Raw genomic sequence first — 23,398 nt, 5'->3', positions numbered from 1 at the left:
ATGGCAGACATGGGCCGGTTCGACTGGCAGGATCCGTTCGGGCTCGACGGCGAGCTTACCGACGAAGAGCGGATGGTGCGCGACGCCGCACGCGACTATGCGCAGGGCGAGCTGCTCCCGCGCATCACTTCCGCCTATCTGGAGGAACGCTTCGACCGCGAGATCATGGCCGAGATGGGCACGCTGGGCCTGCTCGGGCCGACGATTCCCGAAACCTATGGCGGGGCAGGGCTCGGCTATGTCGCCTATGGCCTGGTGGCGCGCGAGGTGGAGCGAGTCGATTCAGGCTATCGCTCGGCGATGAGCGTGCAGAGCTCGCTCGTCATGCACCCGATCCATGCCTATGGCAGCGAGGAGCAGCGGCGGAAATACCTGCCCAAGCTAGCGAGCGGCGAGTGGGTCGGCTGCTTCGGCCTTACCGAGCCGGATGCGGGCTCCGATCCCGCCGGCATGCGCACCCGCGCCGAGAAGATAGACGGCGGCTACCGGATCACCGGCGCCAAGATGTGGATCACCAACTCGCCCATCGCCGACGTCTTCGTAGTCTGGGCGAAGAGCGATGCGCATGATGGCGCGATCCGCGGCTTCGTGCTGGAGCGGGGCATGAAGGGGCTCACCAGCCCCAAGATCGAGGGCAAGCTGTCCTTACGCGCCTCGGTGACCGGCGAGATCGTGATGGACGGCGTGGAAGTCGGCGAAGACGCGCTGCTTCCGAACGTCCAGGGGCTGAAGGGCCCGTTCGGCTGCCTCAACCGCGCGCGCTACGGCATCGCCTGGGGCACGATGGGTGCGGCCGAGGCCTGCTTCCATGCCGCGCGGCAGTACACGCTCGATCGCCACCAGTTCGGCCGGCCGCTCGCTGCGACCCAGCTGGTCCAGCTCAAGCTCGCCAATATGGAGACCGAGATCGCGCTCGGGCTGCAGGCGGCGCTGCGCTGCGGGCGGATGTTCGACGCCGGCACGCTGAGCCCCGAGGCGATCAGCATCATCAAGCGCAACAATTGCGGCAAGGCGCTGGAGATTGCGCGGGTCGCGCGCGACATGCACGGCGGCAACGGCATCTCGGCCGAATTCCACGTGATCCGCCACGCGATCAACCTCGAGACGGTGAACACCTATGAGGGCACGCACGACGTGCACGGGCTGATCCTCGGCCGGGCGATCACCGGCATCGCGGCGTTCTGATGGCGCCCGATCGGCAGCCGGTGCTGGAGGGCGACCTTGTCCGCATCCGGCCGCTGCTCGCAGAGGATTGGGAGGCGCTCTATGCGGTCGCCTCCGATCCGCTGATCTGGGAAGTCCATCCCCGGCCGGATCGCTGGCAGGAGCCGGTATTCCGGCAGTTCTTCGCCGAGGCGCTGGCCTGCGGCGGCGGGCTGGCGATCGAGGACAAGGCGACCGGCGCGATCATCGGCTCCAGCCGCTACGACTATCACGTGCCCGAAGAAGACGAGATCGAGATCGGCTGGACCTTCCTCGCCCGTGCCTATTGGGGCGGCACCTACAATCGCGAGGTCAAGCGGCTGATGCTCGACCATATCCATCGCACTGTGGGCACGGTCGTGTTTCTGGTCGGCAAGGACAATCTCCGCTCGCGCGGCGCCATGGCGAAGATCGGCGGGGAACTGGTTCCCGGGCGCCATCATCGCGGCGGCGGGCAGGTCTTCTCCGATCACGTCGTCTACGCGATCCGGCGCCCGTGAAGCCGCTCGCCGGCATCAAGGTGGTCGAGCTCGCCCGCATCCTCGCCGGGCCCTGGTGCGGGCAGTTGCTCGCCGATCTGGGGGCCGAAGTGGTCAAGGTCGAGCGGCCGGGGGCGGGGGATGATACCCGCCATTGGGGCCCGCCCTTCCTCCACGATGCCGAGGGCGTGAACCGCGACGCCGCCTATTTCCACGCCTGCAACCGCGGCAAGACCAGTATCGGCATCGACATCGCCACGCCCGAGGGGCAAGCCGCGGCCAAGGCGCTGATCGCCGAGGCCGATGTGGTGATCGAGAACTACAAGGTCGGCGGGCTGGTGAAGTACGGCCTCGATGCCGCCAGCCTGCGGGCGGCCAACCCGCGGCTGATCGTCTGTTCGATCACCGGCTTCGGCCAGACCGGGCCCTATGCGGCCCGCGCCGGCTATGACTTCATCATCCAGGGCATGGGCGGGGCGATGAGCCTCACCGGCGAGCCCGACGGCGCGCCGCAAAAGGCGGGCGTCGCCTATGCCGACATCTTCACCGGGGTCTATTCGGCCGTCGCGATCCTGGCCGCACTGCGTCGGCGCGACGTGGAGGGGGAGGGCGCGCATATCGACATGGCGCTGCTCGACACCCAGGTGGCGGTGCTGGCCAACCAGGCGCTCAACTGGATGGCGAGCGGTAAGGTGCCGCACCGTATGGGCAACGGCCATGCGAATCTGGTGCCCTATCAGGCCTTTGCCTGCCGCGACGGCGAGCTGATCGTGGCGGTGGGCAACGACTCGCAGTTCGCCAGGCTCTGCGCCATCCTCGGGCTCGATCTGGCGCGCGATCCCCGGTTTGCGACCAACCCGGCGCGGGTAACGAACCGCGATGCGCTGATCCCGCAGCTCGCCCGCGCAATCCTCGATTGGGCCAAGGCGGACCTGTACGAAGCGCTGGAGGCGCAGGGCGTGCCGGCGGGACCGATCAACCGGGTCGACGAGGTGTTCGCCGATCCCCAGGTGATCGCCCGCGGCATGGCGATCGTTCGCGAGGGGCTGCCGGGCCTCGCCAGCCCGATCACGATCGATGGCGAGCGTATGGTCGCCGAGCGCGCGAGCCCCGCCCGGCCCTGAGCAATCGCGTCCCACAATCCGTCATCCCGGCGGAAGCCGGGATCCATTCGCCACTCGCTGGAAGCAGGAGCCGGTACGGATACCCCAATGGACCCCGGCTTTCGCCGGGGTGACGGCGGGGGGAGTCAGATCGCCGGGTAGCGCAAGCGGCCTATGAAGCGGGAGAGGCTCGGCCGGTTGGTCGTGCGGTTGACGAACCCCGCCTTGGCCTTCTCGAACCGCATGATTCCCTCGATCCGGCGAGCGAGGAAGGCGCGGGTATCGGCCCACTCCTCGCTCTCGTCCTGCACGAATACCGCGATGGTTGCGGCATAGACGCTGCCGAGCGTCATCCGCTTGGTATAATGGTTGTAATCGGTCGCGGTATCGCCCGCCGCGCGCCACATCGCATCCGCCGCGCGCCAGCCGAGCTTGCTTGCCCGCGCGAGGTTCTGCGGCATGGCGAGGATCGCCAGCGCCCGGCGCAGCGCGTCGCGATAGGGTGCGAGCAGCGCTAGTCGCGCCTCGACCAGCGCGGTGACACGCGCGCGGATCTTCATCCCCGCCAGCGTCTCGGGCGAGAGTTCGTCGAGCATTGCGCGGTCGATATGCGCGAACCAGGCGTCGATCATCGCCAGCGGGCCGTCCGAGAAGGCGAGTCGCGCCACGTCGCGGTCGACGCCCATGCCGTCGGCGGTGGCGTCCAGCGCCCGCTGGTTCCAGCCGTCAAAGGCGGCATTGGCGGCAAGCGACGGCGCAAGCGCCGCGCGCAGTTCATCGAGGGTGGCGTCGGCGAGATCCATGACTGCTGATCTAGGCCCGAAGCCGCCGCCCGGCAACCGCCTACCCCTTGGGCCGTACCGCGCCTTGCCGCACCAGCACCAGCGCGGCGGCGACCAGTGCCGCGCCGAACAGGTCGGCGGTGGCGAGCTTCTCGTCGAAGATGATCCAGCCGAGCGCCGCGCCCACCGCCGGCTGCACCAGCAGCGCGATGCCGATCACCAGCGGCGAGAGATGGCCGAGCGCATAGATCATGCAGCCCTGCCCGATCAGCTGGCTGACGATGGCGAGCGCGAGCAGCGGCCACCAGAGGTGCGGCACGATCTGCTCGCCCATCGCCAGCGCGATCACCAGCAGCGGCGGGATGGTGGCGAGCGAGGACAGGGCCAGCGCCGGCACCGGGCCGAGCGACACCCGCACCCGCGCCATCAGCGCGAAATAGACGGCGTAGAACACGCCGGCGGCGAGGCAGAACAGGTCGCCCGCCAGATGCCGCGAGGAGAGTTCGGCCGAGCGCCCGAGCAGCAGCGCGCCGCCGATCGCCGCCAGCAGCAGCGCCGCGCCCTGCATCCTGCTCGGCCAGGCACGCGCGACGACGAAGCCGTAGATCGGGAAGATCAGCGACGCCGAGTTGCCGAACAGGGTGGAGTTGGCCAGCGTGGTGCGGACGATGCCGATATGCCAGCTCGCCAGGTCCAGCGCGAACACCACCCCGGCGATGGCGAGGATCCACCAGCGCCCGCGGCCCGCGGCGATCGGCTTTTCGCCCATCGCGGCAGCGGCGGAGAACAGGATCGGCGTGGCGATGATCAGCCGCCAGAACGCCGCCGAAACCGGCCCCACATCCGCCATCCGCACGAACAGCGGCCCCGTGGCCAGCGCGGTATTTGCGATCAACGCCGCGACGAGCGCGGTCGCAACATGGCTTCGTGCCGGGGAAGTTTTTGTTGTCGGTGCGTTGCCCTGCATGGCGCCCTCTAACGCCCTATCTGTGCGAAGTCACAAGCTTCCAAAGGAATTTCGATGCCCAGCCTGTTCGATCCGATTCAGCTCGGCGCGATCCATGCCGCCAATCGCGTGTGGATGTCGCCGCTCACCCGCGGCCGCTCCACGCGCGGCCATGTGCCGACGCCGGTCATGGTCGACTATTACCGCCAGCGCGCCAGCGCCGGGCTGATCATCACCGAGGCGACCGGGATCAGCCAGCAGGGGCTCGGCTGGGCCTATGCGCCCGGCATCTGGAGCGACGAGCAGGTCGAGGCGTGGAAGCCGATCACCGCCGCCGTCCATGAAGCCGGCGGCAAGATCGTCTCGCAGCTCTGGCACATGGGCCGGCTGGTCCATTCGGACTTTCTCGGCGGCGAGCCGCCGGTCTCGGCCTCGGCGACCACGGCACCCGGGGAGGTCCGCACCTATCCGGCCGAGGACGCCGGCGAGATCAAGCGCCCCTACAGCCAGGCCCGCCCGCTGCGCACCGACGAGATCCCCGGCATCCTCGACGATTATGCCCGCGCGGCGGAAAACGCGATCTGCGCCGGCTTCGACGGGGTGCAGATCCACGCCGCCAATGGCTATCTGATCGACCAGTTCCTCCGCGACAATGCCAACTTCCGCGAGGACGACTATGGCGGGTCTATCGATAACCGCATTCGCCTCCTGCGCGAGGTGAGCCAGCGCGTCGTCGACACGATCGGTGCCGACCGCACCGGCGTGCGCCTGTCGCCCAACGGCGAGGTGCAGGGCGTCAACGACAGCAACCCGGTGCCGCTGTTCGAAGCTGCCGCCGCGGCGCTCGACGATATCGGCGTGGCGTTCCTCGAGATGCGTGAGCCGCGGGCCGGCGGAACCCGGGGCGAGCCCGACCAGCCGCCGGTCCATCCGGCGATGCGCAAAGTGTATCGCGGCGTGCTCGCGCTCAACTCGGACTATGATGCGGCCAGCGCCCAGGCGGCGCTCGATGCAGGCGAGGCTGATGCGATCGCCTTCGGCCGGACCTTCCTCGCCAATCCGGATCTGCCGCGTCGCCTGCGCGAGGGGCTGCCGCTCAATCCGCAGCGCGAGGAACTGTTCTACGTCGGCGGGGCCGAGGGCTATACCGACTACCCGACCGCCGACGAGCTCGCGCTTCAGTCGGCCTGATCGAAGCCGTCGATCCAGCGGGTGCTGGCCGCGCGGAAATGCGCACGCATTTTTGGTGGGGCCAGCACCATGCCGATCAGGAAGGGAAACCAGGGCCAGAACAGGAAGCTGCCCGTCACCAGCAGCGCGATCAGGATCGCGCCGCCGAAGCGCAGCGCCGCCAGCCGCGAATGCGCGGTATAGTTGAGCTTGATCGTGCGCGGCGCCTTGGCGTCGAACCAGCTGCGCGTAACGAAACTATCGGGTGTGGTTCTCGGCCGTTGGATCCCGAACCGCCAGCCTTGCGCACCCCTTCCGCTTGCGGGAGGGGCAGGGGGAGGATCTCCCCCGACACGCCGTCGGCCGGTACGGCCACCCCCTCCCCCGACGCCTCCCGCAAGCGGAAGGGGAGATTTGCTTTGGGACACTTCGCGCCCGGGTGGTGCGATCCACCACGACCAGCCGCCGCCCCCGCTCTTCTACTCGGTAGCGGGAGGGCGGCATGTCCATGGGATCAGCCGAACTTGGCCTTGAGCGCCAGCATCGCCAGCGCCGCCTTGGCCGCCTCGCCGCCCTTGTCCTTCTGCTTCGGATCGGCGCGGACCAGCGCCTGCGCCTCATTCTCCACCGTCAGGATGCCGTTGCCGATCGCGACGCCGTCCATCGACAGCGCCATCAGCCCGCGCGCGCTTTCGCCTGCGACGATCTCGAAATGATAGGTCTCGCCGCGGATCACCACGCCGATCGCGACGAAGGCGTCGTAGCGGCCGCTGTCCGCCGCCAGCGCGACCGCGCCCGGGATCTCCAGCGCGCCCGGCACGGTGATCACCTCGGCCTTGTGGCCCGCCGCCTCGATCGCGGCCTTGGCGCCGGCGATCAGCAGGTCGTTGAGATGCTCGTAGAAGCGCGCTTCGACGATGAGGACGTTGGCCATTATTGCTCCGAATCGATGGGGCGCGTGCCGGCGATCGACAGGCCGTAGCCGTCGAGCCCGATCAGCGTGTGGTGGGTGTTGGAGAGCAGGATCATCTCCTGCACACCGAGCTCGGTGAGGATGGTCGCGCCGACGCCGTAGTCGCGCAGCTCGTCCATGTCCTTGGGCGGAATCGCGCCGCTGCGGGTCTGCAGCGCGACGGTATAGCCGTCGGGGCGGGGGCGGTTGATCACCACGATCACGCCCGCACCTTCCTTGCCGATGATCTCCATCGACTTGCGCAGCAGCCCGCCGCGCGGGCCGCCCTCGCCGAACACATCGGCAAAGGGCGACAGTGCGTGCATCCGCACCAAGGTAGGCTTGTCGGGATCGATCCGGCCCTTGACCAGCGCGACCTGCTCGCTGCCCGTCGCCTTGTTCCAGAAGGTGAGGGCGCGCCACTCGCCGCCCCATTCGCTGGTGAAGCTCGCCTCGGCGCGCTGCTCGACGAGATGGTCGTAGCGACGGCGATAGGCGATCAGGTCGCGGATCGTGCCGATCTTGAGATTGTGGAGCTGGGCGAAGCCGACGAGATCGTCGAGCCGCGCCATCGTGCCGTCGTCCTTCATGATCTCGCAGATCACGCCGGCGGGGTTGAGCCCGGCGAGGCGGGCAACGTCGACCGCCGCCTCGGTATGCCCGGCGCGGACCAGCACGCCGCCGTCGCGCGCGACCAGCGGGAAGACATGGCCCGGGGTGACGATGTCCGCCCGGTCCTTGCTCGCGTCGATCGCGACCGAGATGGTGCGGGCGCGGTCGGCGGCGGAGATGCCGGTGGTCACGCCTTCCTTGGCCTCGATCGAGACGGTGAAGGCGGTTTCGTGGCGGGTACCGTTGGCACGGCTCATCAGCTCGAGCCCGAGCTGGTCGACCCGCGTCTTGGTCATGGCGAGGCAGATCAGCCCGCGGCCGTACTTGGCCATGAAGTTGATCGCGTCGGGCGTCGCCATCTGCGCCGGGATGACCAGATCGCCTTCATTCTCGCGATCCTCGTCATCGACCAGGATGAACATCCGGCCGTTGCGGGCCTCGTCGATCAGTTCCTCGGGCGAGGAGAGGAAGCCGTGCTTGAGCGCGGCGAGTTCAGCCTTTGGCACGCAATGCCTCCATGCGCTGAAGATAGCGCGCCAGCACGTCGATCTCCAGATTGACCGCCTGGCCGGGCTTCAGCGCACCGAAGGTGGTGACGGCGGCGGTGTGCGGAATGATGTTGAGGTGGAATTCGACGCCCTCGGGCGTATCGTCCACCGCGTTGACCGTCAGCGACACGCCGTCGACGGTGATCGAGCCCTTGGGCGCAACGTACGGCGCGATCTCCGGCCCCGCCGCGATCACGACATGGTGCGAGCCATCGATCGCCTCGATCAGCTTCACCCGCCCGATGCCGTCGACATGGCCGGTGACGATATGTCCGCCCAGCTCGTCGCCGAGGCGCAGTGCACGCTCGAGGTTGAGCTTGCGGCCGGCGGTCCACTGGTCGTCGGCGGTGCGCGAGACGGTCTCGCCCGACACGTCGAAGTCGAGCCAGCCGGGTCCCTTGTCGACCACCGTCAGGCACACGCCCGAGCAGGCGACCGAGGCGCCGAGATCGATCTCATGGGTGGGATAGGCCGTCGCCACGCGCACGCGCAGGTCGCCCTGGCGCGCTACCGCGTCGATCGTGCCGACATCGCTTACGATTCCGGTGAACATCAGTTGCGCTCGTAGACCTCGAACCGATCGCTGCCAAGCAGTCGAGAGTCCAGCAGGCGCCAGCGATCATGCGCCTCGGACAATGCGGCGAGGCCGAATGCCTCGACCGCGGGTTTGCCGCCGCCGAGCAGGATCGGCGCGCGGTAGAGGAGGAGCCGGTCGACCATGTCGGCGCGCAGGAACGCGGTAGCCGCCTTGGCGCCGCCTTCCACCATCAGCGTGTCGATGCCCGCCAGGTGGCGAATATCGGCGATGTCGGCGATCCGCTCCCAGTCAGGCGGGGTGGGGCCGGTGGCGGAGAGCAGGATGCGGCGCGGCGCGCGATCGGCAAGGCCGGGCAGCCGCACGTCCAGCTTCGGGACATCGGCGAGGAAGGTGCCGCGGCCGACCAGGATGCCGTCGTGCCGGGCGCGTTCGAGATGGGCGTGGGCGCGGGCCTGGGGGCCGGTGATCCACTTGCTCTCGCCGGTCGAGAGCGCGATGCGGCCGTCGAGAGAGGTGGCGAGCTTGAGCGTGACGTGCGGGCGGCGCTTGGCGAGACGGGTGAGGAAGCCGGCCATGCTGCGGCGTGCCTCGGCCGCCATCAGGCCCGATTCGACCGCGATGCCAGCCTCTTCCAGCCGGGCGAAGCCGGTGCCGTCGGTGCGGGGATCGGGGTCGCGCAGCGCGGCGACGACGCGGGCGACACCAGCCGCGACCAGCAGGTCGCTGCAGGCCGGGCCGCGCGGCGAGACATGCGCGCAGGGCTCCAGCGTGACATAGGCGGTGGCACCACGCGCAGCCTCGCCGGCGTCCGCCAGCGCCATCGCCTCGGCATGGGGACGCCCGCCCGGCTGGGTCCAGCCGCGGCCGACGATCCGGCCATCGCGCACCAGCACGCAGCCGACATTGGGATTGGGCGCCGTCCGCCCCTTGCCCCGCTCGGCCAGGCCGAGCGCCACCGCCATCCAGCGCGCGTCGTTCAAATCCCGTGCTTCTTCAGCCAGTCGTCATATTTCTTGAACTCGGCCTGGCGCTTTTTCTGCCGCTCGAGGAAGGCCGCTTCCTCTTCCTTGCGCTTGGCCTCGTCGACGCGCTGCTTGGCGCGGATCTCTTCCTCGGTGCGGGTGATCGGCCAGCTGTCGACGTAGATGATGTTCTTCTTGTACGGCACCGGCACGTGCGAATCCTTCACGAACATCACGATGATGCCGAAGGTGATCGCCAGTGCGAGCATCATGAACCAGAGCTCGTGCTTCTTGCGCGTCGCCAGATAGCCGCGAAGGTCGCGCAGTGCCTTGAGCGGCGAGATGTACTTGAGGAAGGTCATCGGTGGCCGAAGATAGGGACGCGGGGGCTCCAGGGCCAGCCCCCGCGTCCACGCCGCTGGGATCGGAGGGCGATCAGCGGGCGTCTTCGATCCGGAAACGGACGGTCATGGTCTTCCAGCTTTGCTCAGGCACACCGCCGCGGGTGGCGGCACGGAAGCGCCATTTGCCGAGCGCCTGGCGTCTGGTGACGGCGAAGAAGGCGTCGCTGGTGGCGCTGACCGGCTCCACCGCCTTCACCCGCCCGTCGGCGCCGATCAGCACGCGCAGGGTGACCAGCCCGTCGCGCTGGGCGCGCATCTCCTGCGCCGGATATTCGGGCTGGAAATCCTGCGCATAGCGCGGATCGGCGGTCGCGCCGATCAGTGCGGGGACGGGCTTGGGCGGATCGATCGTCGTCGTGGGGCCGGGATCGGCCGGCTTCCCGATCGGCGGAAGCGCATCGGGGATCTTCGTCGTGGTTTCGATGCTTGTCGTGCTGTCCGTGTCCACCAGCGGCTTCGGCGCGACCGGCGGCGCGGACGTGCGCGGCTGCACGTTTTCAACCGGCTTCGTCTCGTCCTCCGGCGGGGGCGGCGGACGGTCGCGCACGTCCACCGGGTCCATCACCACCGGCGGGTCCTCGAGCACCACGATATTCGGCGCGGCGAAGATCATCCCCGCGAGGATCGCCCCATTGATGGCAAGCGCGGCCCCGAAGCTGACCGAACGCGGTGCACTGGCATGATAGCGGGTATCGGCATGCATCACCTTGCACTCCTTCTCCAACACCGGTCTCTGAACGCCGGGTGAAAGAGATGGTATAACGTCATATCGTCCTCGTAAAGCATCCGCGGTGCAGCGCTGGCACAGGCGGGGCGTCGATGCCCTCTTTGCGTCACGGAAACGTCGCACTAAAGGGCGCGAGCATCGGGACATCGCGACGCGGCACGGGAGGCCACGCACCAATGAAACTCATGGCCGGCAATTCGAACCTGCCGCTGGCGAGCGCCATCGCCGATTATCTGGAAATTCCGCTCACCCAGGCGAACGTCCGCCGCTTCGCGGATGAAGAGATCTTCGTCGAGATCCTCGAGAATGTCCGCGGCGAGGACGTGTTCGTGCTCCAGTCGACCAGCTATCCGGCGAACGACAACCTCATGGAGCTGCTGATCATGATCGACGCGCTCCGCCGCGCGTCGGCCAAGCGGATCACCGCGGTGCTCCCCTATTTCGGCTATGCCCGCCAGGACCGGAAGCCGGGCCCCCGCACGCCGATCTCGGCCAAGCTGGTCGCCAACCTGATCACCACCGCGGGCGCCAACCGCGTGCTCTCGGTCGACCTCCACGCCGGTCAGATCCAGGGCTTCTTCGACATCCCGACCGACAATCTGTTCGCGGCGCCGGTGATGTCGGCCGACATCCAGACGCGCTTCATCGACAAGCAGTGGATGGTCGTCTCGCCCGACGTCGGCGGCGTGGTGCGCGCGCGCCAGCTCGCCAAGCGGCTCGACAACGCCCCGCTGGCGATCGTCGACAAGCGGCGCGAGCGTCCCGGTGAGTCGGAAGTGATGAACATCATCGGCGAGGTGAAGGGCCGCTTCTGCATCCTGATCGACGACATCGTCGATTCGGCCGGCACGCTGTGCAACGCCGCCGCGGCGCTCAAGGCGGCGGGGGCCGAGGACGTGGTGGCCTATTGTACGCACGGCGTGCTCTCCGGCGCGGCGATGGCGCGCGTCGCCAAGTCCGAGCTGCGCGAGCTGGTGATCACCGATTCGATCGGCAACCACGAGATCGTCGCGGCCGGCGAGAAGGTCCGCCACCTCACCATCGCGCCGCTGATCGCCGAGGCGATCCGCCGCATCGCCGACGAAAGCTCGGTGTCGAGCCTGTTCGACTAATTCTCTCCTAAGCCCCTCCCCTTCAGGGGAGGGGTTGGGGTGGGGCCGAGTCTCACCGAGACCAACGGAGGTTCTGGAATCCCTCCACCCCCAAACCCCTCCTCCAAGGAGGAGGCGTTTAAGAAGCTGCCTTCCCCACTGCCTCCCAGATCAGCGCCCCGCCCACCGCGATCATCAGCACATAGATCGCGGTGTAGAATCGCTCGGGCGACACCCGCCGCACCAGCCACACCCCCGCCAGCGTCGACACCAGCGCCAGCGGGAACAGCGCCGCCGAGGTCAGCAGGTTCGCGGGTGTGAACTGCCCCAGCGCCCAATAGGCCGGCACCTTGATCCAGTTGGTGGCGGCGAAGAAGATCGCCGTCGTCCCCACCAGCCGGTCGCGCGGCAGCCTGCGCGGCAGCACCCAGAGCTGGAAGGGCGGCTGGCCGGCATGGGCGATCTGGCTGGTGAACCCCGACGCGACCCCGAACAGGCTGCCCACCCATTCGGGCCAGCGCGCGGCCATCGCCGGCGTCGACCGGCCGCTCGCCCACAGCCGGTAGATCCCGAACAGGATCGAGATCGCCCCCACCGCCGCCAGCACCAGCACCGGCGAGACGCTCGCGGCGAAGCCATAGCCGAGCGCGATCCCCGCCATCGATCCGGGCAGCATCCAGCCCAGCAGCCGCCAGTCGACGGTGCGGCGGAACGCCCAGACGCTCACCACGTCCTGCAGGATCAGGATCGGCAGCGTGATCGCGGCGGCGCGCACCGGATCGATCGCGAGCGCCAGCAGCGGCAGCGACAGCGCGCCCATGCCGGCGAACCCGCCCTTGGAGAGGCCGAGCAGCAGCACGGCGGGCACGGCGAGCGCATAGAAATGCCAGTCGGTGATCATGCGGCATGCTCTCGCAGGGCGCGTACGGATTGCAAAGCGTCGAGTCCCCTCTACGATTTCCGCATGGGAGAGGATCGTACCGGCCAGATCGCGGTGCTGTTCGTATCGAAGCGCACCGACGACGACGACGCAGGCTATGCCGAGGCGGCGACCGCCATGGACGTGCTCGCCGCGCAGCAGCCCGGCTATCGCGGGGTCGAATCGCAGCGCGGGGACGCGGGCGTCGGCATCACCATCAGCTATTGGGCCGACGACGCCAGCGCGATCGCCTGGCGCGACCATCCCGAGCACGCGGCCATTCGCGCCAAGGGGCGCGAGCGCTGGTACGCATGGTATGAGGTGATCGTCACCCGCGTGGAGCGCGGCTATCGGTGGCGCCGGGCATGAGCCGCGCGATCGATCGCGACTTCGCGCTGCTGTTCGGCGTGATGCTGATGATCGCGGCGGGCAATACCGCCCTGCAATCGATCCTCCCTGCGCTCGGCCGCGAACTGCACGCGCCGGACAGCGCGGTGGCGGCGGTGTTCTCGGTCTCGGCGCTGCTCTGGATGCTCACCGCGCCCTATTGGGCGAATCGATCGGAGCGGGCGGGGCGGCGCAAGATGGTGCTGCTCGGCATCGCCGGGTTCACCGCCTCGCTCGGGCTGTGCGGGCTGTGCCTCGCGCTCGGCATCAACGGCGTGCTGAGCCCCTTCGCCACCTTCGCCGCCTTCGTGGTGGGCCGGATGCTCTATGGCGGCTTCGGATCGGCGGCGCCGCCGGCGGTGCAGGCGATCGTCGCCGCGCGGACCAGCCGCGAGGAGCGCACCAAGGCGCTGACCTTGCTCGCCTCCGCCTTCGGGCTGGGGACGATCCTGGGCCCGGCGGTCGCACCCTATCTGGTGATGGGCCATCTCTGGCCGGGCGGGCCGCTGATCGGGCTGTCGGGCCCCGCCTTCGCCGCGAGCCTGGTTGGGCTCGTGCTGATGGTCGCGGTGCTGCGGCTGCTGCCCGCTACCTCTGGCGCGATCGAGCATGGCGCCGCGCCCAGCTATCCCTCGATCGGCGGGCAGGGTACCGGCGCCAACGTCGCGGCGGCGGTGGGCGAGCATGTGGAGCAGGTCCGCACCTTCGATCCCCGTGTGCGCCCCTGGATGATCGCCGGGCTGGTCACCGGCCATGCCCAGGCGATGACCGGCCAGGCGATCGGCTTCCTGATCATCGACCGGCTGACGCTCGCCCCCGCCGCCGCGCTGGAGCCGACGGGGCTGGTGCTGATGATCGGCGCGGGTGCCTCGCTGCTGGTACAATGGGGGCTCATCCCGCTGCTCGAGCTCAAGCCGCGCGCGCTGATCCTGGCGGGCGCGGCGCTGGGGGCGATCGGCTGCGTCATGACGGCCATGGCGGGGTCGCTGTACGGGATCGCGCTCGGCTATGCGACGATCGCGCTGGGCATGGGTTTCGCACGCCCCGGATTCACCGCCGGTGCCTCGCTCGCGGTGGGGCCGCATGCGCAAGGATCCGTGGCGGGGCGGGTCACCTCGATCAACGGCGCGGCCTTCGTGCTGGGCCCGTCGATCGGCGTGGCGATGTACGAGCTCTGGGGCGCGCTGCCCTATCTCGTCGCCGCGGGCGCGCTGGTGCTGCTGTTCGGCTATGGCTGGATCGCGACGCGCCGGCGCGACCGAGGCTGATTCGCGCGTCGCAGGGACGCCCGTTCGGCACGAGGCGAACTGCCCCGATTGCCGCATGTCACGATGTGGATAGGCCGTTTGGATGCCCCGTGAGGATTCGAACCTCAATTGACGGAGTCAGAGTCCGTAGTCTTACCTTTAGACGACGGGGCACCAGACAGGTCGCGCCAGATAGGGGGATGCGGCGGCCCTGTCAACGCGCAATCGCGCGCTCGCCTTGCGCTGTCATCCTTGCTCGTCTAGCCTCGCATCCAAGCACCGGCCGAGCCGTTCTGGTTCGGTGACGGAAGAAGATAAGTGAGTTGATGATATGGGGGATGGCTCCGCCAGAATGCCCCGCGGGAGGCGCGTTTCCGCCGCCCGCCCTGCGCCGCCGCCGGCCGCGAAAGGGCCGGCACCGCGTTGGCCCGAAGCGCGCCATTATGCCGCGCTGGATCTGGGTACCAATAATTGCCGGCTGCTGATCGCGCGTCCGCAAGGATCGGGCTTCGCGGTGATCGATGCGTTTTCGCGAATCGTCCGCCTGGGCGAGGGGCTGGCGACGACCGGCCGCCTGTCCGACGCGGCGATCGAGCGCACGCTGGCCGCGCTGCGCATCTGCGCGGACAAGCTCAAGCGCCGCAACGTGGCGCTCGCCCGATCGGTGGCGACCCAGGCCTGCCGCCAGGCCGAGAACGGTGCCGAGTTCATCGAGCGCGCCTATCGCGAGACCGGCATCGCGCTCGACATCATCACCGCCGAGGAAGAGGCACGGCTGGCGGTGCTCGGCTGCCACGCGCTGCTCGAGCCTGGGGACGGGCCGGCGCTGGTGTTCGACATCGGCGGCGGCTCGACCGAGCTGGTGCTGGTCGATTCGCACGCGCCGGTCCCGCGTATCCTCGACTGGCACAGCGCGCCCTGGGGCGTGGTGTCGCTCAGCGAGGCGACCGGACAGAGCAAGGCAGTGGACGCCGATGCCCGCGCCGCGGCCTATGCCGACATGCGCGCGCGGGTGCGCGAGAGCTTCGCGCCCTTCGTCGCCCGGCTGCGCCCGCCCAAGGGCACGCCGCGGCTGCTCGGCACCAGCGGCACGGTGACGACGCTGGCCAGCGTCCATCTCGGGCTGGCCTCCTATGATCGCTCGGCGGTCGACGGGCTGATCGTGCCGAGCGCGGCGATGCGCGCGGTGAGCGCGCGAATCGCCGCGATGAGCGTCAAGGAGCGCGCGCAGGTGCCGTGCATCGGCAACGAACGCGCCGATCTCGTCTCGGCCGGCTGCGCGATCCTGGAGACGATCCTCGACATCTGGCCTGCCGAGCGGCTAGGCATCGCCGATCGCGGCATTCGCGAAGGCATCTTGCGGCGGCTGATCGGCGGCGCGCCCCTATAAGGTTGTGAGGAAGTAGCGATGAGCAGGGGCGGTGGCCGCGGCCATGTTCGCGTGCGCACGGCGCGCGGCCGGACGGCGCAATCGACGCGCTGGCTGGAGCGCCAGCTGAACGACCCCTATGTCCGGCGCGCCAAGGCCGAGGGCTATCGCAGCCGCGCGGCGTACAAGCTGACCGAGCTGGACGAGAAGTTCGGGTTCCTGAAGGGGGCCAGGCGGGTGGTCGATCTCGGTGTCGCGCCGGGCGGCTGGACCCAGGTGGTGCGGCGCGTGCTGCCCAAGGCGGCGGTGGTCGGCATCGACCTGCTGCCGGTCGACCCGATCGAGGGCGCGACGCTGCTCCAGATGGACTTCATGGACGATGCCGCGCCCGACCGGCTGATCGAGGCGCTGGGCGGCGCGCCCGACCTGATCCTGTCGGACATGGCGGCAAACACCGTCGGCCATCCGCAGACCGATGCGCTGCGCACCATGGCGCTGGTCGAGACCGCGTTCGATTTCGCGCTCAAGACGCTGGCCCCGGGCGGTGATTTCGTCGCCAAGGTGTTCGCGGGCGGGGCCGATTCGGCGCTGATCGCCGAAATGAAGCGCGCCTTCGCGACGGTGAAGCACGCCAAGCCGCCGGCCAGCCGCAAGGGCTCGGTGGAATGGTATGTCGTGGCGCAGGGGTTCAAGGGACGGGCGGAACCGGCCGGCGAGCCCGAGCAGGAACAGCAATAGCCTATCCTCCCCCTCGAGGGGGAGGGCAATCGCATGTGGCCAAGGACTCCCGTCATCCCGGCGGAAGCCGGGATCCATTGGCGCTGATGCCACGGTTCTTTCCCCCAGCGCACAGGGCAATGGATCCCGGCTTCCGCCGGGATGACGATGGTTTTCGATGCACCGATATCCTTCGGGTTCAAATGCGAGAGCCCTGCCCGCCAGGGGGAGGATACGGTAGCGACGCCCATGCGCCATTCCCACAGCCGTCCGTCCTATGCCGAAGCGCTCGCGCAAAGCGGTGTTCTAACGCGTCTCGCCGCCTTCGACCCGCATGTCGCAGGCACGCCGCCGCTCGGCCTCGACCTGCCTGATAGCGACATCGACATCCTCTGCCATGCCCCCGATCCCCAGGCCTTCGCCGTGGCGCTATGGGAATCCTATCGCGACCGCCCCGGCTTCGCGATGTGGCAATGGCAGGGCAGCGATCGCCCCGTGGTCGCGCGCTTCCATTGCGCCGGCTGGCTGTTCGAGCTGTTCGGCCAGGCCCGTCCCGTTGCCGAGCAGCTCGGCTGGCGGCATTTCGCGATCGAGCGTCGGCTGCTCGCATTGGGCGGCCAACCGCTCCGCACCGTCGTGATGGCGCGCCGGCACGCAGGCGCCAAGACCGAACCCGCCTTCGCGCAGGTGCTGGGGCTCGCGGGCGACCCCTATGCCGCGCTGCTCACGCTCGAGGGGCTCGACGACGACACGCTGCGCGCCCGGATCGGTGCCTGAAACAAAAAGGGCCGGCGTTTCCGCCAGCCCCTTTGTCGGTCGTTCGATTCGAAGGCGATCAGCCCTCGTAGTCGCCGCCCAGATTCTGGTTGCGCGGCGGGGCTGCGGCGGTGAGGCGGAGCGCCTCGGCCTGGGCCTGGATCGAGCCAATCTCGTCGGGCGCATCCTCGTCGTCGACGCGGACGCGCTGCAGGCTCGCCACCACCGCTTCCTGCAGATGGTCCGGGCGCACGGTCTCTTCGGCGATTTCGCGGAGCGCGACGACCGGGTTCTTGTCGCGATCGCGATCGAGGGTCAGGTCGGCACCGCCGGAGATCTGCCGCGCGCGCTGCGCAGCGAACAGCACCAGGTCGAACCGGTTCGGAATCTTGTCGACGCAATCTTCGACAGTGACGCGCGCCATCCTGTTCTTCCTTAGATGTCAGGGCCGGGAAAGACCGGCCAGTTAGGGGCCGAGCCCGCAAATGTCAAGAAAAGCCGCCATGCCTGCGCGAGGGAGCGCGATGCGGCTTCGATCGTTACGCAGGTTCACCTACCGGAGGCTTCCCGCTCGATGGCACCCTATGCCGATCCCGAACCGCTTGCCGAGGGCATGGCCGCCGGGCATGCCCCGATGATGCCGCCGCTCGCCCAGCCCAGCTTTACCGTCGACGGCAACCGGCTGACGCTGCTGCCCGAGGGGCCCGAGCGGATGCGCGCGCTGCTGGCACTGATCGCGAGTGCCGAGCGGACGCTGCGGGTGCTCTATTACATCTATCTCGACGACGCGGCCGGCGCCGCGGTGCGCCAGGCGCTGATCGATGCGGCGGCGCGCGGGGTTCGGGTCTATCTGATCGTCGACGGGCTCGGCAGCGAGCATGCCGAGAGCAACGATTTCTTCGATCCGCTCCACGCCGCGGGCGTCGAGGTATGTCGATTCGTGCCGCGCTGGGGGCGGCGCTATCTGTTGCGCAACCACCAGAAGCTGGCGCTGGCCGACGAGGCGCGGGTGATCGTCGGCGGGTTCAATATCGAATCGAGCTATTTCGGCACCGCCGCCGACCATGCCTGGCGCGACATGGGGTTGCTGGTCGAGGGCCCGGCGGCCGAGCGGCTGACCGGCTATTTCGATTCGCTCGCCGCCTGGGCCAAGCGGCCGCGCGCGACGCTGCGCTCGCTCGGGCGTATGCTGAAGGCGTGGAGCGAGCCCGAGGGCGATACCCGCTGGCTGCTCGGCGGGCCGATGCGGCGGCTGTCGCCCTGGGCGCGGGTGGTGAAGCACGACATGGAGCGGGCGAACCGGCTCGACCTGATCGCCGCCTATTTCGCACCCAGCCCGGCGATGCTGCGCCGGCTCGACAAGGCGGGGCGGCGCGGGCGGGTGCGGCTGGTGCTGCCGTCGAAGCTCGACCATACCGCCGCGATCTGGGCGGCGCGCTTCACCTATGCCGGGCTGCTGCGCAAGCAGGTGGAGATCTACGAATATCAGCCAACCAAGCTGCATACGAAGCTCTATGTGATCGACGACGTCGTCCATATCGGCTCGGCCAATTTCGACATCCGCAGCATGTTCCTGAACCTCGAGCTGATGCTGCGGGTGCAGGACCGGGCCTTCGCCGCGCATGTCCGCGGCTATGTCGATGGCGAGATCGCGCAGTCCGAGCGGATCACGCCCGCGCTCTACAAGGCGCGGACCGGCTGGTGGACGCGGGTGAAGCAGTTTGCCGCCTATTTCGTGATGGCGGTGCTCGACTATAACGTCACGCGGCGGCTGAACTTCGGCGACAAGGGCCCGATGGAGCATTGATCGCGGGGATAGCGGTCTACCCCGCCGTCACTTCCAGCGGCTCGACATCGACCGAGACGTGCATCGCCTGCGCGCCCGAGCCGAGCACGATGCCGTCGATCGGCGCGATGTCGGCATAGTCGCGGCCGATCGCCATGACGATGTGGTCCTCGGCCATCCAGATGCCGTTGGTGGGATCGACGCCCACCCAGCCGAGATCCGGCCCGCACCACAAAAGCACCCAGGCATGGGTCGCGTCGGCGCCGACCAGCCGCGGCTGGCCCGGCGGCGGCAGCGTGCGCAGATAGCCCGAGACATAGGCGGCGGGCAGCCCCGCGGCGCGCAGGCCGGAGAGCATGATCTGGGCGAAATCCTGGCACACGCCGCCGCGCTTCGCGAACGCCTCGTGCGGCGGCGTGTCGACCAAAGTGGCGGTGGGATCGAACGCGAAGTCGCGCTGGATGCGCTGCGCCAGCGCGATGCCGGCCTCGAGAATCCCGCGCTCCGGCTGCAGTTCCTCGGCGCACCAAGCGGCGATGGCGCGGTCGAGCGGGATCAGCGGCGAGGGGAACAGATAGGCGGCGGGTCCCGCGGGCGTGGGATCGCGGCTTGCGCGTGCCCAGGCGGAGACCTGTGCGATGGTCGCGTCGCCGGGCATGGGAAACGGGATCTGGCGGTCGACGCGGACGCGCGCGCTGCTCTCGATCGTCAGGCTGCTGGCCGCATGCTCCACCACCAGCCGCACGACATTGGCGAGCCCGGCCTCGGCGCGCGCCGGATAGGTGCGGCCGCCGGGCTGCACGCTCAGCGCATATTCCTCGATCATCTGGCCGGACCAGAGGATCGGCTTCAGTCGCAGGTTGCAACGCGCGAAGGCGACCGGCTGGGCATAGTCGAACCGCGTCACATGGCGGATGCGGTAGAGCATCATGCGAGGACGAGCCCCGCCGCGCGCAGCGGCTCGGCGCCGTGGAGGAAATAGCGGCGGGCGATCGCCTCGGAGAGGCTCCACAGCCGCGCCTGGAGATCGGCGAGCCAGGCATCGTCGATCGCGGTGGCGCGGGCGGTGACCAGGGTCGCGGCGATGCTGCGCGCCTGTTCCTGCTGCGCCTCGGCCAAACCGTCGTCCGACAGTACCGGCAGCGCATTGAGGTGCGTCGAGAGCGCCGCCGCCTGGAAGGCCAGCCCACGCGGATTGCCGGGATCGAGCGCAAGCAGGTCGAGCACCGGCACCCGGGCGATGCCGGTCAGATAGCGCTGGCGATAGCTGATCTGGCTGTCGGCGAGGTCGAGCAGGGTCGAAAGATCGTCCGCCGTTGCTTGCGGGCCGCCGAGTGCACGGAGAAAGCCGATCGTCGCCAGCGCGCGCTCGATGCGGCGGCCGAGATCGTGGAAGCGCCACGCATCGGTGCGGCCCATATGCTCGCCCGCCTGCCCCGCCAGCGCCGAATAGCGGCGCTGCAGCGATCCGGCGCGGTCGAGCAGCACGCCGCGCTCGGGGAAGGGCGCGTCGAGCAGGCGGATCATGTCGGCCGAGAGCCGGTCGCGCGAGACCGCGCCGATCGCGCGCGCCTGGCAATTGATCGCGCGGACGCTGGTCCAGCCCTCGGTCGATTCGAGCGCGGTGCGGGCGAGCTGGGTGAGGTCCTGCCGCTTGAGGCCGCGCGGGGCGGGGGCGGCACCCGCGCCCACCACCAGCTGGGCGAGGCGATCCACCGTCTCCGCCGAGAGCGCCGCGCCGGTATCCGCGCTGATCGAATGGCCGAGCAGCACGCGCAGCACCGACAGCAACGCCTCGCCGCGTTCCAGATAGCGGCCGAGCCAGAACATGTTGTCCGCCACCCGGCTGGGCAGCGTGCCGGGGTTGCGGCGCAGCTGGGTCGAATCGCCCGAGGGGAGCAGCGACACCGGCGCCACCGGATCGGGCCCGTGGATGCACACGTCGGCCGACCAGCTCCCCTCGCCCATCACGGCGGCGCGGGCATCGGCATGTTCGCCGATTCGCGCGAAGCCGCCGGGCAGCACCGTCCAGTTGCCCGCCGCATCGCGCGCGGCGAAGACGCGCAGCGTGAAGGGGCGGGGCGCCAGCCGGTCCTCGGCGACGAAGGGCATGGTCGAGAGGCAGACGACTTCCTGCCCGACATAATCCTGCGGCCGGCGGGTCATATCGTCGCGGAGCGCCGCGCGGGCGGCCTCGTTCAGATGCGCGCCGAGCACCGCCTTGCCCTCCGGCAGGCCGAGCGGCGGGGTGCCGAAGGCGGGGGCGACGACCATCTGGTCGAGATTGGCCGCGACATGCGCCGCCTCGGCCGATTGCCCGCACCACCAGGTGGCGATGTTGGGCAGGCGCAGCGGTTCGCCGAGCAGGAGCTCGCTGAGCCGCGGCAGGAAGGCGGCGAAGGCGGGCGCCTCGAGCAGGCCGGCGCCCGGCGCATTGGCGATCACCACATTGCCCGCCACCGTCGCGTCGATCAGCCCGGCGACGCCGATCTTCGAATGCGAATCGAGCGCGAGCGGATCAAGATAGCGGGGATCGAACCGGTGCCACAGCGCATCCACCCGCTTCAGCCCGGCAATCGTGCGGACATAGACGCGGTCGTCGAGCACCGCGAGATCGGCGCCCTCGACCAGCAGGAAGCCGAGATAGCGGGCGAGATGCGCCTGCTCGGCATAGCTGGCGGTGAAGCGGCCGGGGGTGAGCAGCGCCATGCGCGGCTCGGCGCGGCGGCAGGCGGCGGCGATGCCGTCGCGGAAGGCGGCGAAGAAGGGAGCGTGGCGCTCGATGTTGAGCCGGCCCTGCAGGCCCCCCAGCGTCCGCGCCATCGCGAGGCGATTCTCCAGCGCATAGCCGGCGCCGGCGGGCGCGCGGAGATGGTCGGCGAGCACCCGCCAATGCCCGTCCGGGCTGCGGCACAGGTCGAACGCGACGAAGTGCAGATGATGCCCGCCGGGCGGAGTCAGGTGGGTCAGCGGGCGGAGGAAGAATGGGCTGCCGGTGAGCAGCGCGGCGGGCAGGTTGCCATTGGCGATCAGCTGGTTCGGGCCGTACAGGTCCTGGAGCAGCCGCTCCATCAGCTCGGCGCGCTGGGCGACGCCGGCCGCGATGCCGCGCCATGCCTGCTGCTCGATCAGCAGCGGCACGGGGGATAGCGGCCAGGGGCGCTCGTCGCCCTCGTCGCCGATCCGGTAGCCGGTGCCGATATCCTCGGCATGGCGATGCGCGCGTTCGCGGGCGATCGTCAGCCCGTCGCCGGAAAGCCCCGCCAGTTCCTCGAACAGCGCGCTCCAGGGCGCGCCGGATTTCGCGCACAGCACGTCGCCGGCGGGTGCATGGCCGCAATAGTCGGCGATCCAACGATCGGCGATCGTGCCCGCATCGAACAATCCCGCCTCGGCAAGGCTGGCCACAGCTGCTTCCCTTTCTCGGCCGCGGTGATGGGCGAAACGATGGTGCCATGCAACACGGGAGATATGCGGGACTGTCTCAGCCGAGCTTGGCGAGCGCCTCGTCCAGGGTACACAACCCGGCAATGCCGCGTGCGTTGCACCCGGGCACGCGAAGAATCCGGTCGTGCGGGCCTTTGGGACCGAGCGGTGCCGCGGTGCGGAGCTGCTCCAGCGTCTGCGCGCGGTAGCGGAGGCGGACATAGCGCTTGCCGGCGCGGTCGTGCAGCCGCTCCAGCACCAGCGCGCCGCCGGGCACGGGATCGTCGGCGGCGAAGCCGGGGACCTGCCAGTGCACGTCGAACAGCCCGCCGAGATTGGCGATGTTGGTGTCGTGGCCGGAGATCATCGTCACCCGCGGACCGCTGTCGGCGAGCCCTGCGCGGACGATCGCCGCCAACCCGGCGAAATTCGCCGCCGCGATCGGCCTCGGCCGGGCGAGGATGCGGAATTCGAGCGCGTGGAATGCGCCCAATGCGGTCACGTCCGCCAGCGTCGCGCGGCCCCAGCCGATCTGTGCCAGCTTCATGCCCTCTGCCGCCTCGAGCAGCAGGATCTGCGCGGCGGTGGAGGCGCGGTCGATCGCGCCGGTCAGCTTGGGGCGCTTGTCGGCGCGGGCGGGGGCGAGGCCGGTGGGCGTGCCGGAGACGCCGCAACCGGGACGCGGCGTGCCGCACAGGATGATGTCGATCCGCGCCAGCAGCGGCCGGTAGCGCGCATCGAGCGCGGCGAACCCGCCGGGACCGACTTCGGCCGCCACCGCCGCATCGGCCTTGGCGGGATCGAGCGGTGCCTTGCCCGATTCGATCGCATTGAAGCGCGGGTCCGGCACGTCCTGCGCATAGTGGTCGATGGCGAGGGCGCAGCCGGGCGCGAGCGTCGCCGCCCAGGCCTTGGCGGTTTCGATCGTCCGCTGGTCGCTATCGGCGACGATGCGGATCGCGGCCGGAGCCGGGCAGCCCCTGGCCGGGAGCAGGCTGCGGGCGCGCAAGCCGGTACCGTCCGCCGCGCCGAGCCGCGCCACTGCCGCCGCGCCGTTCGGCGTGAGCCAGCCCGGCTTGGTCGGCCAGTCGGGCCAGCGCTCGGGCGTCACTTCGGGCGGCATCGCCGGGGCCTTGGTGGGCGGACGCACGCCGTGCCGCATCAGCAGCACGACGCGGTCCACCACCAACGGATCGGCAGGGCGGGTGCCGGCGACGGCCGGGGAACCGAGGGCGAGGGCGAGCCCCAATCCGATCCGCAGTTTCATCGTCCGG

25 protein-coding genes and 1 tRNA gene are annotated in these 23,398 nt (G+C 69.6%); 11 read left to right on the top strand and 15 right to left on the bottom strand.

Going from position 1 to position 23,398, the window contains the following annotated elements; translation table 11 throughout:
- Genes CA234_RS01715 through CA234_RS01705 form a run of 3 tightly spaced genes read left to right on the top strand, consistent with a single transcriptional unit; the run spans nucleotide 1 to nucleotide 2,806 of the window.
- Nucleotides 1–1,185, top strand: a complete 1,185-nt coding sequence (locus tag CA234_RS01715; RefSeq protein WP_126000723.1) for an acyl-CoA dehydrogenase — start codon at nucleotides 1–3, stop codon at nucleotides 1,183–1,185.
- A complete protein-coding gene (locus CA234_RS01710; protein ID WP_125973014.1) occupies nucleotides 1,185–1,703 on the top strand; it encodes a GNAT family N-acetyltransferase in 519 nt (172 codons plus the stop codon). The genes CA234_RS01715 and CA234_RS01710 overlap by 1 nt, the downstream gene beginning before the upstream one ends.
- Nucleotides 1,700–2,806, top strand: coding sequence for a CaiB/BaiF CoA-transferase family protein (locus tag CA234_RS01705; RefSeq protein WP_126000722.1), 1,107 nt, complete (start codon nucleotides 1,700–1,702; stop codon nucleotides 2,804–2,806). Before CA234_RS01710 ends, CA234_RS01705 begins: the two co-directional genes overlap by 4 nt.
- A gap of 125 nt (nucleotides 2,807–2,931) precedes the next feature.
- On the opposite strand, the gene CA234_RS01700 is transcribed toward CA234_RS01705, so the two are convergent.
- Together CA234_RS01700 and CA234_RS01695 are read right to left on the bottom strand one after the other, a co-directional pair.
- Nucleotides 2,932–3,588 (bottom strand): COQ9 family protein, encoded by a 657-nt coding sequence (locus CA234_RS01700; protein ID WP_126000721.1) that lies wholly within the window; start codon nucleotides 3,586–3,588, stop codon nucleotides 2,932–2,934.
- Between the two features lie 40 nt (nucleotides 3,589–3,628).
- Complete coding sequence (locus CA234_RS01695; protein ID WP_126000720.1) at nucleotides 3,629–4,534, bottom strand: DMT family transporter; 906 nt, start codon at nucleotides 4,532–4,534, stop codon at nucleotides 3,629–3,631.
- A gap of 54 nt (nucleotides 4,535–4,588) precedes the next feature.
- Here CA234_RS01695 and CA234_RS01690 point away from each other — a divergent pair, with 54 nt between their 5' ends.
- Complete coding sequence (locus CA234_RS01690; RefSeq protein ID WP_126000719.1) at nucleotides 4,589–5,704, top strand: alkene reductase; 1,116 nt, start codon at nucleotides 4,589–4,591, stop codon at nucleotides 5,702–5,704.
- Here the strand turns inward: CA234_RS01690 and CA234_RS01685 are convergent.
- From CA234_RS01685 to CA234_RS01655, 7 genes are all read right to left on the bottom strand, one after another.
- Nucleotides 5,692–6,111, bottom strand: a complete 420-nt coding sequence (locus CA234_RS01685; RefSeq protein WP_241213146.1) for a hypothetical protein — start codon at nucleotides 6,109–6,111, stop codon at nucleotides 5,692–5,694. The two genes, CA234_RS01690 and CA234_RS01685, sit on opposite strands and share 13 nt — an antisense overlap.
- 86 nt (nucleotides 6,112–6,197) lie before the next feature.
- Entirely contained in the window at nucleotides 6,198–6,617 is a 420-nt protein-coding gene (ribH, locus tag CA234_RS01680) for a 6,7-dimethyl-8-ribityllumazine synthase (protein WP_019369069.1), read from the bottom strand.
- Nucleotides 6,617–7,753, bottom strand: coding sequence for a 3,4-dihydroxy-2-butanone-4-phosphate synthase (gene ribB, locus CA234_RS01675; RefSeq protein ID WP_125973004.1), 1,137 nt, complete (start codon nucleotides 7,751–7,753; stop codon nucleotides 6,617–6,619). Before ribB ends, ribH begins: the two co-directional genes overlap by 1 nt.
- Entirely contained in the window at nucleotides 7,740–8,348 is a 609-nt protein-coding gene (locus CA234_RS01670) for a riboflavin synthase (protein ID WP_125973002.1), read from the bottom strand. The genes ribB and CA234_RS01670 overlap by 14 nt, the downstream gene beginning before the upstream one ends.
- A complete protein-coding gene (ribD, locus tag CA234_RS01665; protein WP_126000777.1) occupies nucleotides 8,348–9,295 on the bottom strand; it encodes a bifunctional diaminohydroxyphosphoribosylaminopyrimidine deaminase/5-amino-6-(5-phosphoribosylamino)uracil reductase RibD in 948 nt (315 codons plus the stop codon). The genes CA234_RS01670 and ribD overlap by 1 nt, the downstream gene beginning before the upstream one ends.
- A 14-nt stretch (nucleotides 9,296–9,309) precedes the next feature.
- Entirely contained in the window at nucleotides 9,310–9,657 is a 348-nt protein-coding gene (locus CA234_RS01660) for a hypothetical protein (RefSeq protein ID WP_125973000.1), read from the bottom strand.
- Nucleotides 9,658–9,730: 73 nt separating this feature from the next.
- Entirely contained in the window at nucleotides 9,731–10,402 is a 672-nt protein-coding gene (locus CA234_RS01655) for an energy transducer TonB (protein WP_126000718.1), read from the bottom strand.
- A gap of 200 nt (nucleotides 10,403–10,602) precedes the next feature.
- Between CA234_RS01655 and CA234_RS01650 the strand changes: the two genes are divergently transcribed.
- Nucleotides 10,603–11,538 carry a ribose-phosphate pyrophosphokinase gene (locus CA234_RS01650; RefSeq protein WP_125972996.1) on the top strand — a complete coding sequence of 312 codons (936 nt, stop codon included), beginning with the start codon at nucleotides 10,603–10,605 and terminating at the stop codon, nucleotides 11,536–11,538.
- Between the two features lie 118 nt (nucleotides 11,539–11,656).
- Here CA234_RS01650 and CA234_RS01645 read toward each other — a convergent pair whose 3' ends face one another.
- A complete protein-coding gene (locus tag CA234_RS01645) occupies nucleotides 11,657–12,418 on the bottom strand; it encodes a sulfite exporter TauE/SafE family protein (RefSeq protein WP_125976967.1) in 762 nt (253 codons plus the stop codon).
- Nucleotides 12,419–12,481: 63 nt separating this feature from the next.
- On the opposite strand from CA234_RS01645, the gene CA234_RS01640 reads away from it, so the two are divergent.
- On the top strand, nucleotides 12,482–12,805 hold the full coding sequence (locus CA234_RS01640) for an antibiotic biosynthesis monooxygenase (RefSeq protein ID WP_126000717.1): 324 nt from the start codon (nucleotides 12,482–12,484) through the stop codon (nucleotides 12,803–12,805).
- Entirely contained in the window at nucleotides 12,802–14,091 is a 1,290-nt protein-coding gene (locus CA234_RS01635; protein ID WP_126000716.1) for an MFS transporter, read from the top strand. The genes CA234_RS01640 and CA234_RS01635 overlap by 4 nt, the downstream gene beginning before the upstream one ends.
- Before the next feature lie 79 nt (nucleotides 14,092–14,170).
- Here CA234_RS01635 and CA234_RS01630 read toward each other — a convergent pair.
- Nucleotides 14,171–14,244 (bottom strand) — tRNA-Gln (locus CA234_RS01630).
- Nucleotides 14,245–14,422: 178 nt separating this feature from the next.
- Between CA234_RS01630 and CA234_RS01625 the strand changes: the two genes are divergently transcribed.
- From CA234_RS01625 to CA234_RS01615, 3 genes are all read left to right on the top strand, one after another.
- On the top strand, nucleotides 14,423–15,460 hold the full coding sequence (locus CA234_RS01625; protein ID WP_125976964.1) for a Ppx/GppA phosphatase family protein: 1,038 nt from the start codon (nucleotides 14,423–14,425) through the stop codon (nucleotides 15,458–15,460).
- A gap of 18 nt (nucleotides 15,461–15,478) precedes the next feature.
- Nucleotides 15,479–16,177: an RlmE family RNA methyltransferase gene (locus CA234_RS01620; RefSeq protein WP_125976963.1), complete on the top strand. Its 699-nt coding sequence runs from the start codon at nucleotides 15,479–15,481 to the stop codon at nucleotides 16,175–16,177.
- Between the two features lie 228 nt (nucleotides 16,178–16,405).
- Nucleotides 16,406–16,933 carry a DUF4269 domain-containing protein gene (locus CA234_RS01615; protein WP_126000715.1) on the top strand — a complete coding sequence of 176 codons (528 nt, stop codon included), beginning with the start codon at nucleotides 16,406–16,408 and terminating at the stop codon, nucleotides 16,931–16,933.
- A gap of 58 nt (nucleotides 16,934–16,991) precedes the next feature.
- Here CA234_RS01615 and rpoZ read toward each other — a convergent pair whose 3' ends face one another.
- Nucleotides 16,992–17,336: a DNA-directed RNA polymerase subunit omega gene (gene rpoZ / locus CA234_RS01610; protein ID WP_125976961.1), complete on the bottom strand. Its 345-nt coding sequence runs from the start codon at nucleotides 17,334–17,336 to the stop codon at nucleotides 16,992–16,994.
- A 150-nt stretch (nucleotides 17,337–17,486) separates the two neighbouring features.
- Here rpoZ and CA234_RS01605 point away from each other — a divergent pair, with 150 nt between their 5' ends.
- Nucleotides 17,487–18,719 carry a phosphatidylserine/phosphatidylglycerophosphate/cardiolipin synthase family protein gene (locus CA234_RS01605; protein ID WP_126000714.1) on the top strand — a complete coding sequence of 411 codons (1,233 nt, stop codon included), beginning with the start codon at nucleotides 17,487–17,489 and terminating at the stop codon, nucleotides 18,717–18,719.
- Nucleotides 18,720–18,735: 16 nt separating this feature from the next.
- Here CA234_RS01605 and CA234_RS01600 read toward each other — a convergent pair whose 3' ends face one another.
- From CA234_RS01600 to CA234_RS01590, 3 genes are all read right to left on the bottom strand, one after another.
- Nucleotides 18,736–19,626 carry a transglutaminase family protein gene (locus CA234_RS01600; protein WP_126000776.1) on the bottom strand — a complete coding sequence of 297 codons (891 nt, stop codon included), beginning with the start codon at nucleotides 19,624–19,626 and terminating at the stop codon, nucleotides 18,736–18,738.
- Nucleotides 19,626–22,106: a circularly permuted type 2 ATP-grasp protein gene (locus CA234_RS01595; protein WP_126000713.1), complete on the bottom strand. Its 2,481-nt coding sequence runs from the start codon at nucleotides 22,104–22,106 to the stop codon at nucleotides 19,626–19,628. Before CA234_RS01595 ends, CA234_RS01600 begins: the two co-directional genes overlap by 1 nt.
- Nucleotides 22,107–22,182: 76 nt before the next feature.
- Nucleotides 22,183–23,391, bottom strand: coding sequence for a histidine-type phosphatase (locus CA234_RS01590; RefSeq protein WP_126000712.1), 1,209 nt, complete (start codon nucleotides 23,389–23,391; stop codon nucleotides 22,183–22,185).
- Nucleotides 23,392–23,398 lie beyond the last annotated feature (7 nt).

Source organism: Sphingomonas sp. ABOLE, assembly GCF_003950455.1.
GTDB lineage: Bacteria > Pseudomonadota > Alphaproteobacteria > Sphingomonadales > Sphingomonadaceae > Sphingomonas > Sphingomonas trueperi.
Note: the sequence above shows the minus strand (reverse complement) of the source record. Positions and strands in the feature narration are given on the sequence as shown.

Bases quoted from the DNA above. Each gene is read 5' to 3' on its own strand.
- CA234_RS01590 (WP_126000712.1), bottom strand. From the start codon at position 23,391: ATGAAACTGCGGATCGGATTGGGGCTCGCCCTCGCCCTCGGTTCCCCG.
- ribD (WP_126000777.1), bottom strand. From the start codon at position 9,295: ATGGCGGTGGCGCTCGGCCTGGCCGAGCGGGGCAAGGGGCGGACGGCG.
- CA234_RS01650 (WP_125972996.1), top strand. From the start codon at position 10,603: ATGAAACTCATGGCCGGCAATTCGAACCTGCCGCTGGCGAGCGCCATC.
- CA234_RS01635 (WP_126000716.1), top strand. From the start codon at position 12,802: ATGAGCCGCGCGATCGATCGCGACTTCGCGCTGCTGTTCGGCGTGATG.
- CA234_RS01600 (WP_126000776.1), bottom strand. From the start codon at position 19,626: ATGCTCTACCGCATCCGCCATGTGACGCGGTTCGACTATGCCCAGCCG.
- CA234_RS01715 (WP_126000723.1), top strand. From the start codon at position 1: ATGGCAGACATGGGCCGGTTCGACTGGCAGGATCCGTTCGGGCTCGAC.
- CA234_RS01645 (WP_125976967.1), bottom strand. From the start codon at position 12,418: ATGATCACCGACTGGCATTTCTATGCGCTCGCCGTGCCCGCCGTGCTG.
- CA234_RS01620 (WP_125976963.1), top strand. From the start codon at position 15,479: ATGAGCAGGGGCGGTGGCCGCGGCCATGTTCGCGTGCGCACGGCGCGC.
- CA234_RS01710 (WP_125973014.1), top strand. From the start codon at position 1,185: ATGGCGCCCGATCGGCAGCCGGTGCTGGAGGGCGACCTTGTCCGCATC.
- CA234_RS01605 (WP_126000714.1), top strand. From the start codon at position 17,487: ATGGCACCCTATGCCGATCCCGAACCGCTTGCCGAGGGCATGGCCGCC.
- CA234_RS01700 (WP_126000721.1), bottom strand. From the start codon at position 3,588: ATGGATCTCGCCGACGCCACCCTCGATGAACTGCGCGCGGCGCTTGCG.
- CA234_RS01615 (WP_126000715.1), top strand. From the start codon at position 16,406: ATGCGCCATTCCCACAGCCGTCCGTCCTATGCCGAAGCGCTCGCGCAA.
- CA234_RS01625 (WP_125976964.1), top strand. From the start codon at position 14,423: ATGCCCCGCGGGAGGCGCGTTTCCGCCGCCCGCCCTGCGCCGCCGCCG.
- CA234_RS01655 (WP_126000718.1), bottom strand. From the start codon at position 10,402: ATGCATGCCGATACCCGCTATCATGCCAGTGCACCGCGTTCGGTCAGC.
- ribH (WP_019369069.1), bottom strand. From the start codon at position 6,617: ATGGCCAACGTCCTCATCGTCGAAGCGCGCTTCTACGAGCATCTCAAC.
- CA234_RS01670 (WP_125973002.1), bottom strand. From the start codon at position 8,348: ATGTTCACCGGAATCGTAAGCGATGTCGGCACGATCGACGCGGTAGCG.
- CA234_RS01690 (WP_126000719.1), top strand. From the start codon at position 4,589: ATGCCCAGCCTGTTCGATCCGATTCAGCTCGGCGCGATCCATGCCGCC.
- CA234_RS01640 (WP_126000717.1), top strand. From the start codon at position 12,482: ATGGGAGAGGATCGTACCGGCCAGATCGCGGTGCTGTTCGTATCGAAG.
- CA234_RS01660 (WP_125973000.1), bottom strand. From the start codon at position 9,657: ATGACCTTCCTCAAGTACATCTCGCCGCTCAAGGCACTGCGCGACCTT.
- CA234_RS01695 (WP_126000720.1), bottom strand. From the start codon at position 4,534: ATGCAGGGCAACGCACCGACAACAAAAACTTCCCCGGCACGAAGCCAT.
- rpoZ (WP_125976961.1), bottom strand. From the start codon at position 17,336: ATGGCGCGCGTCACTGTCGAAGATTGCGTCGACAAGATTCCGAACCGG.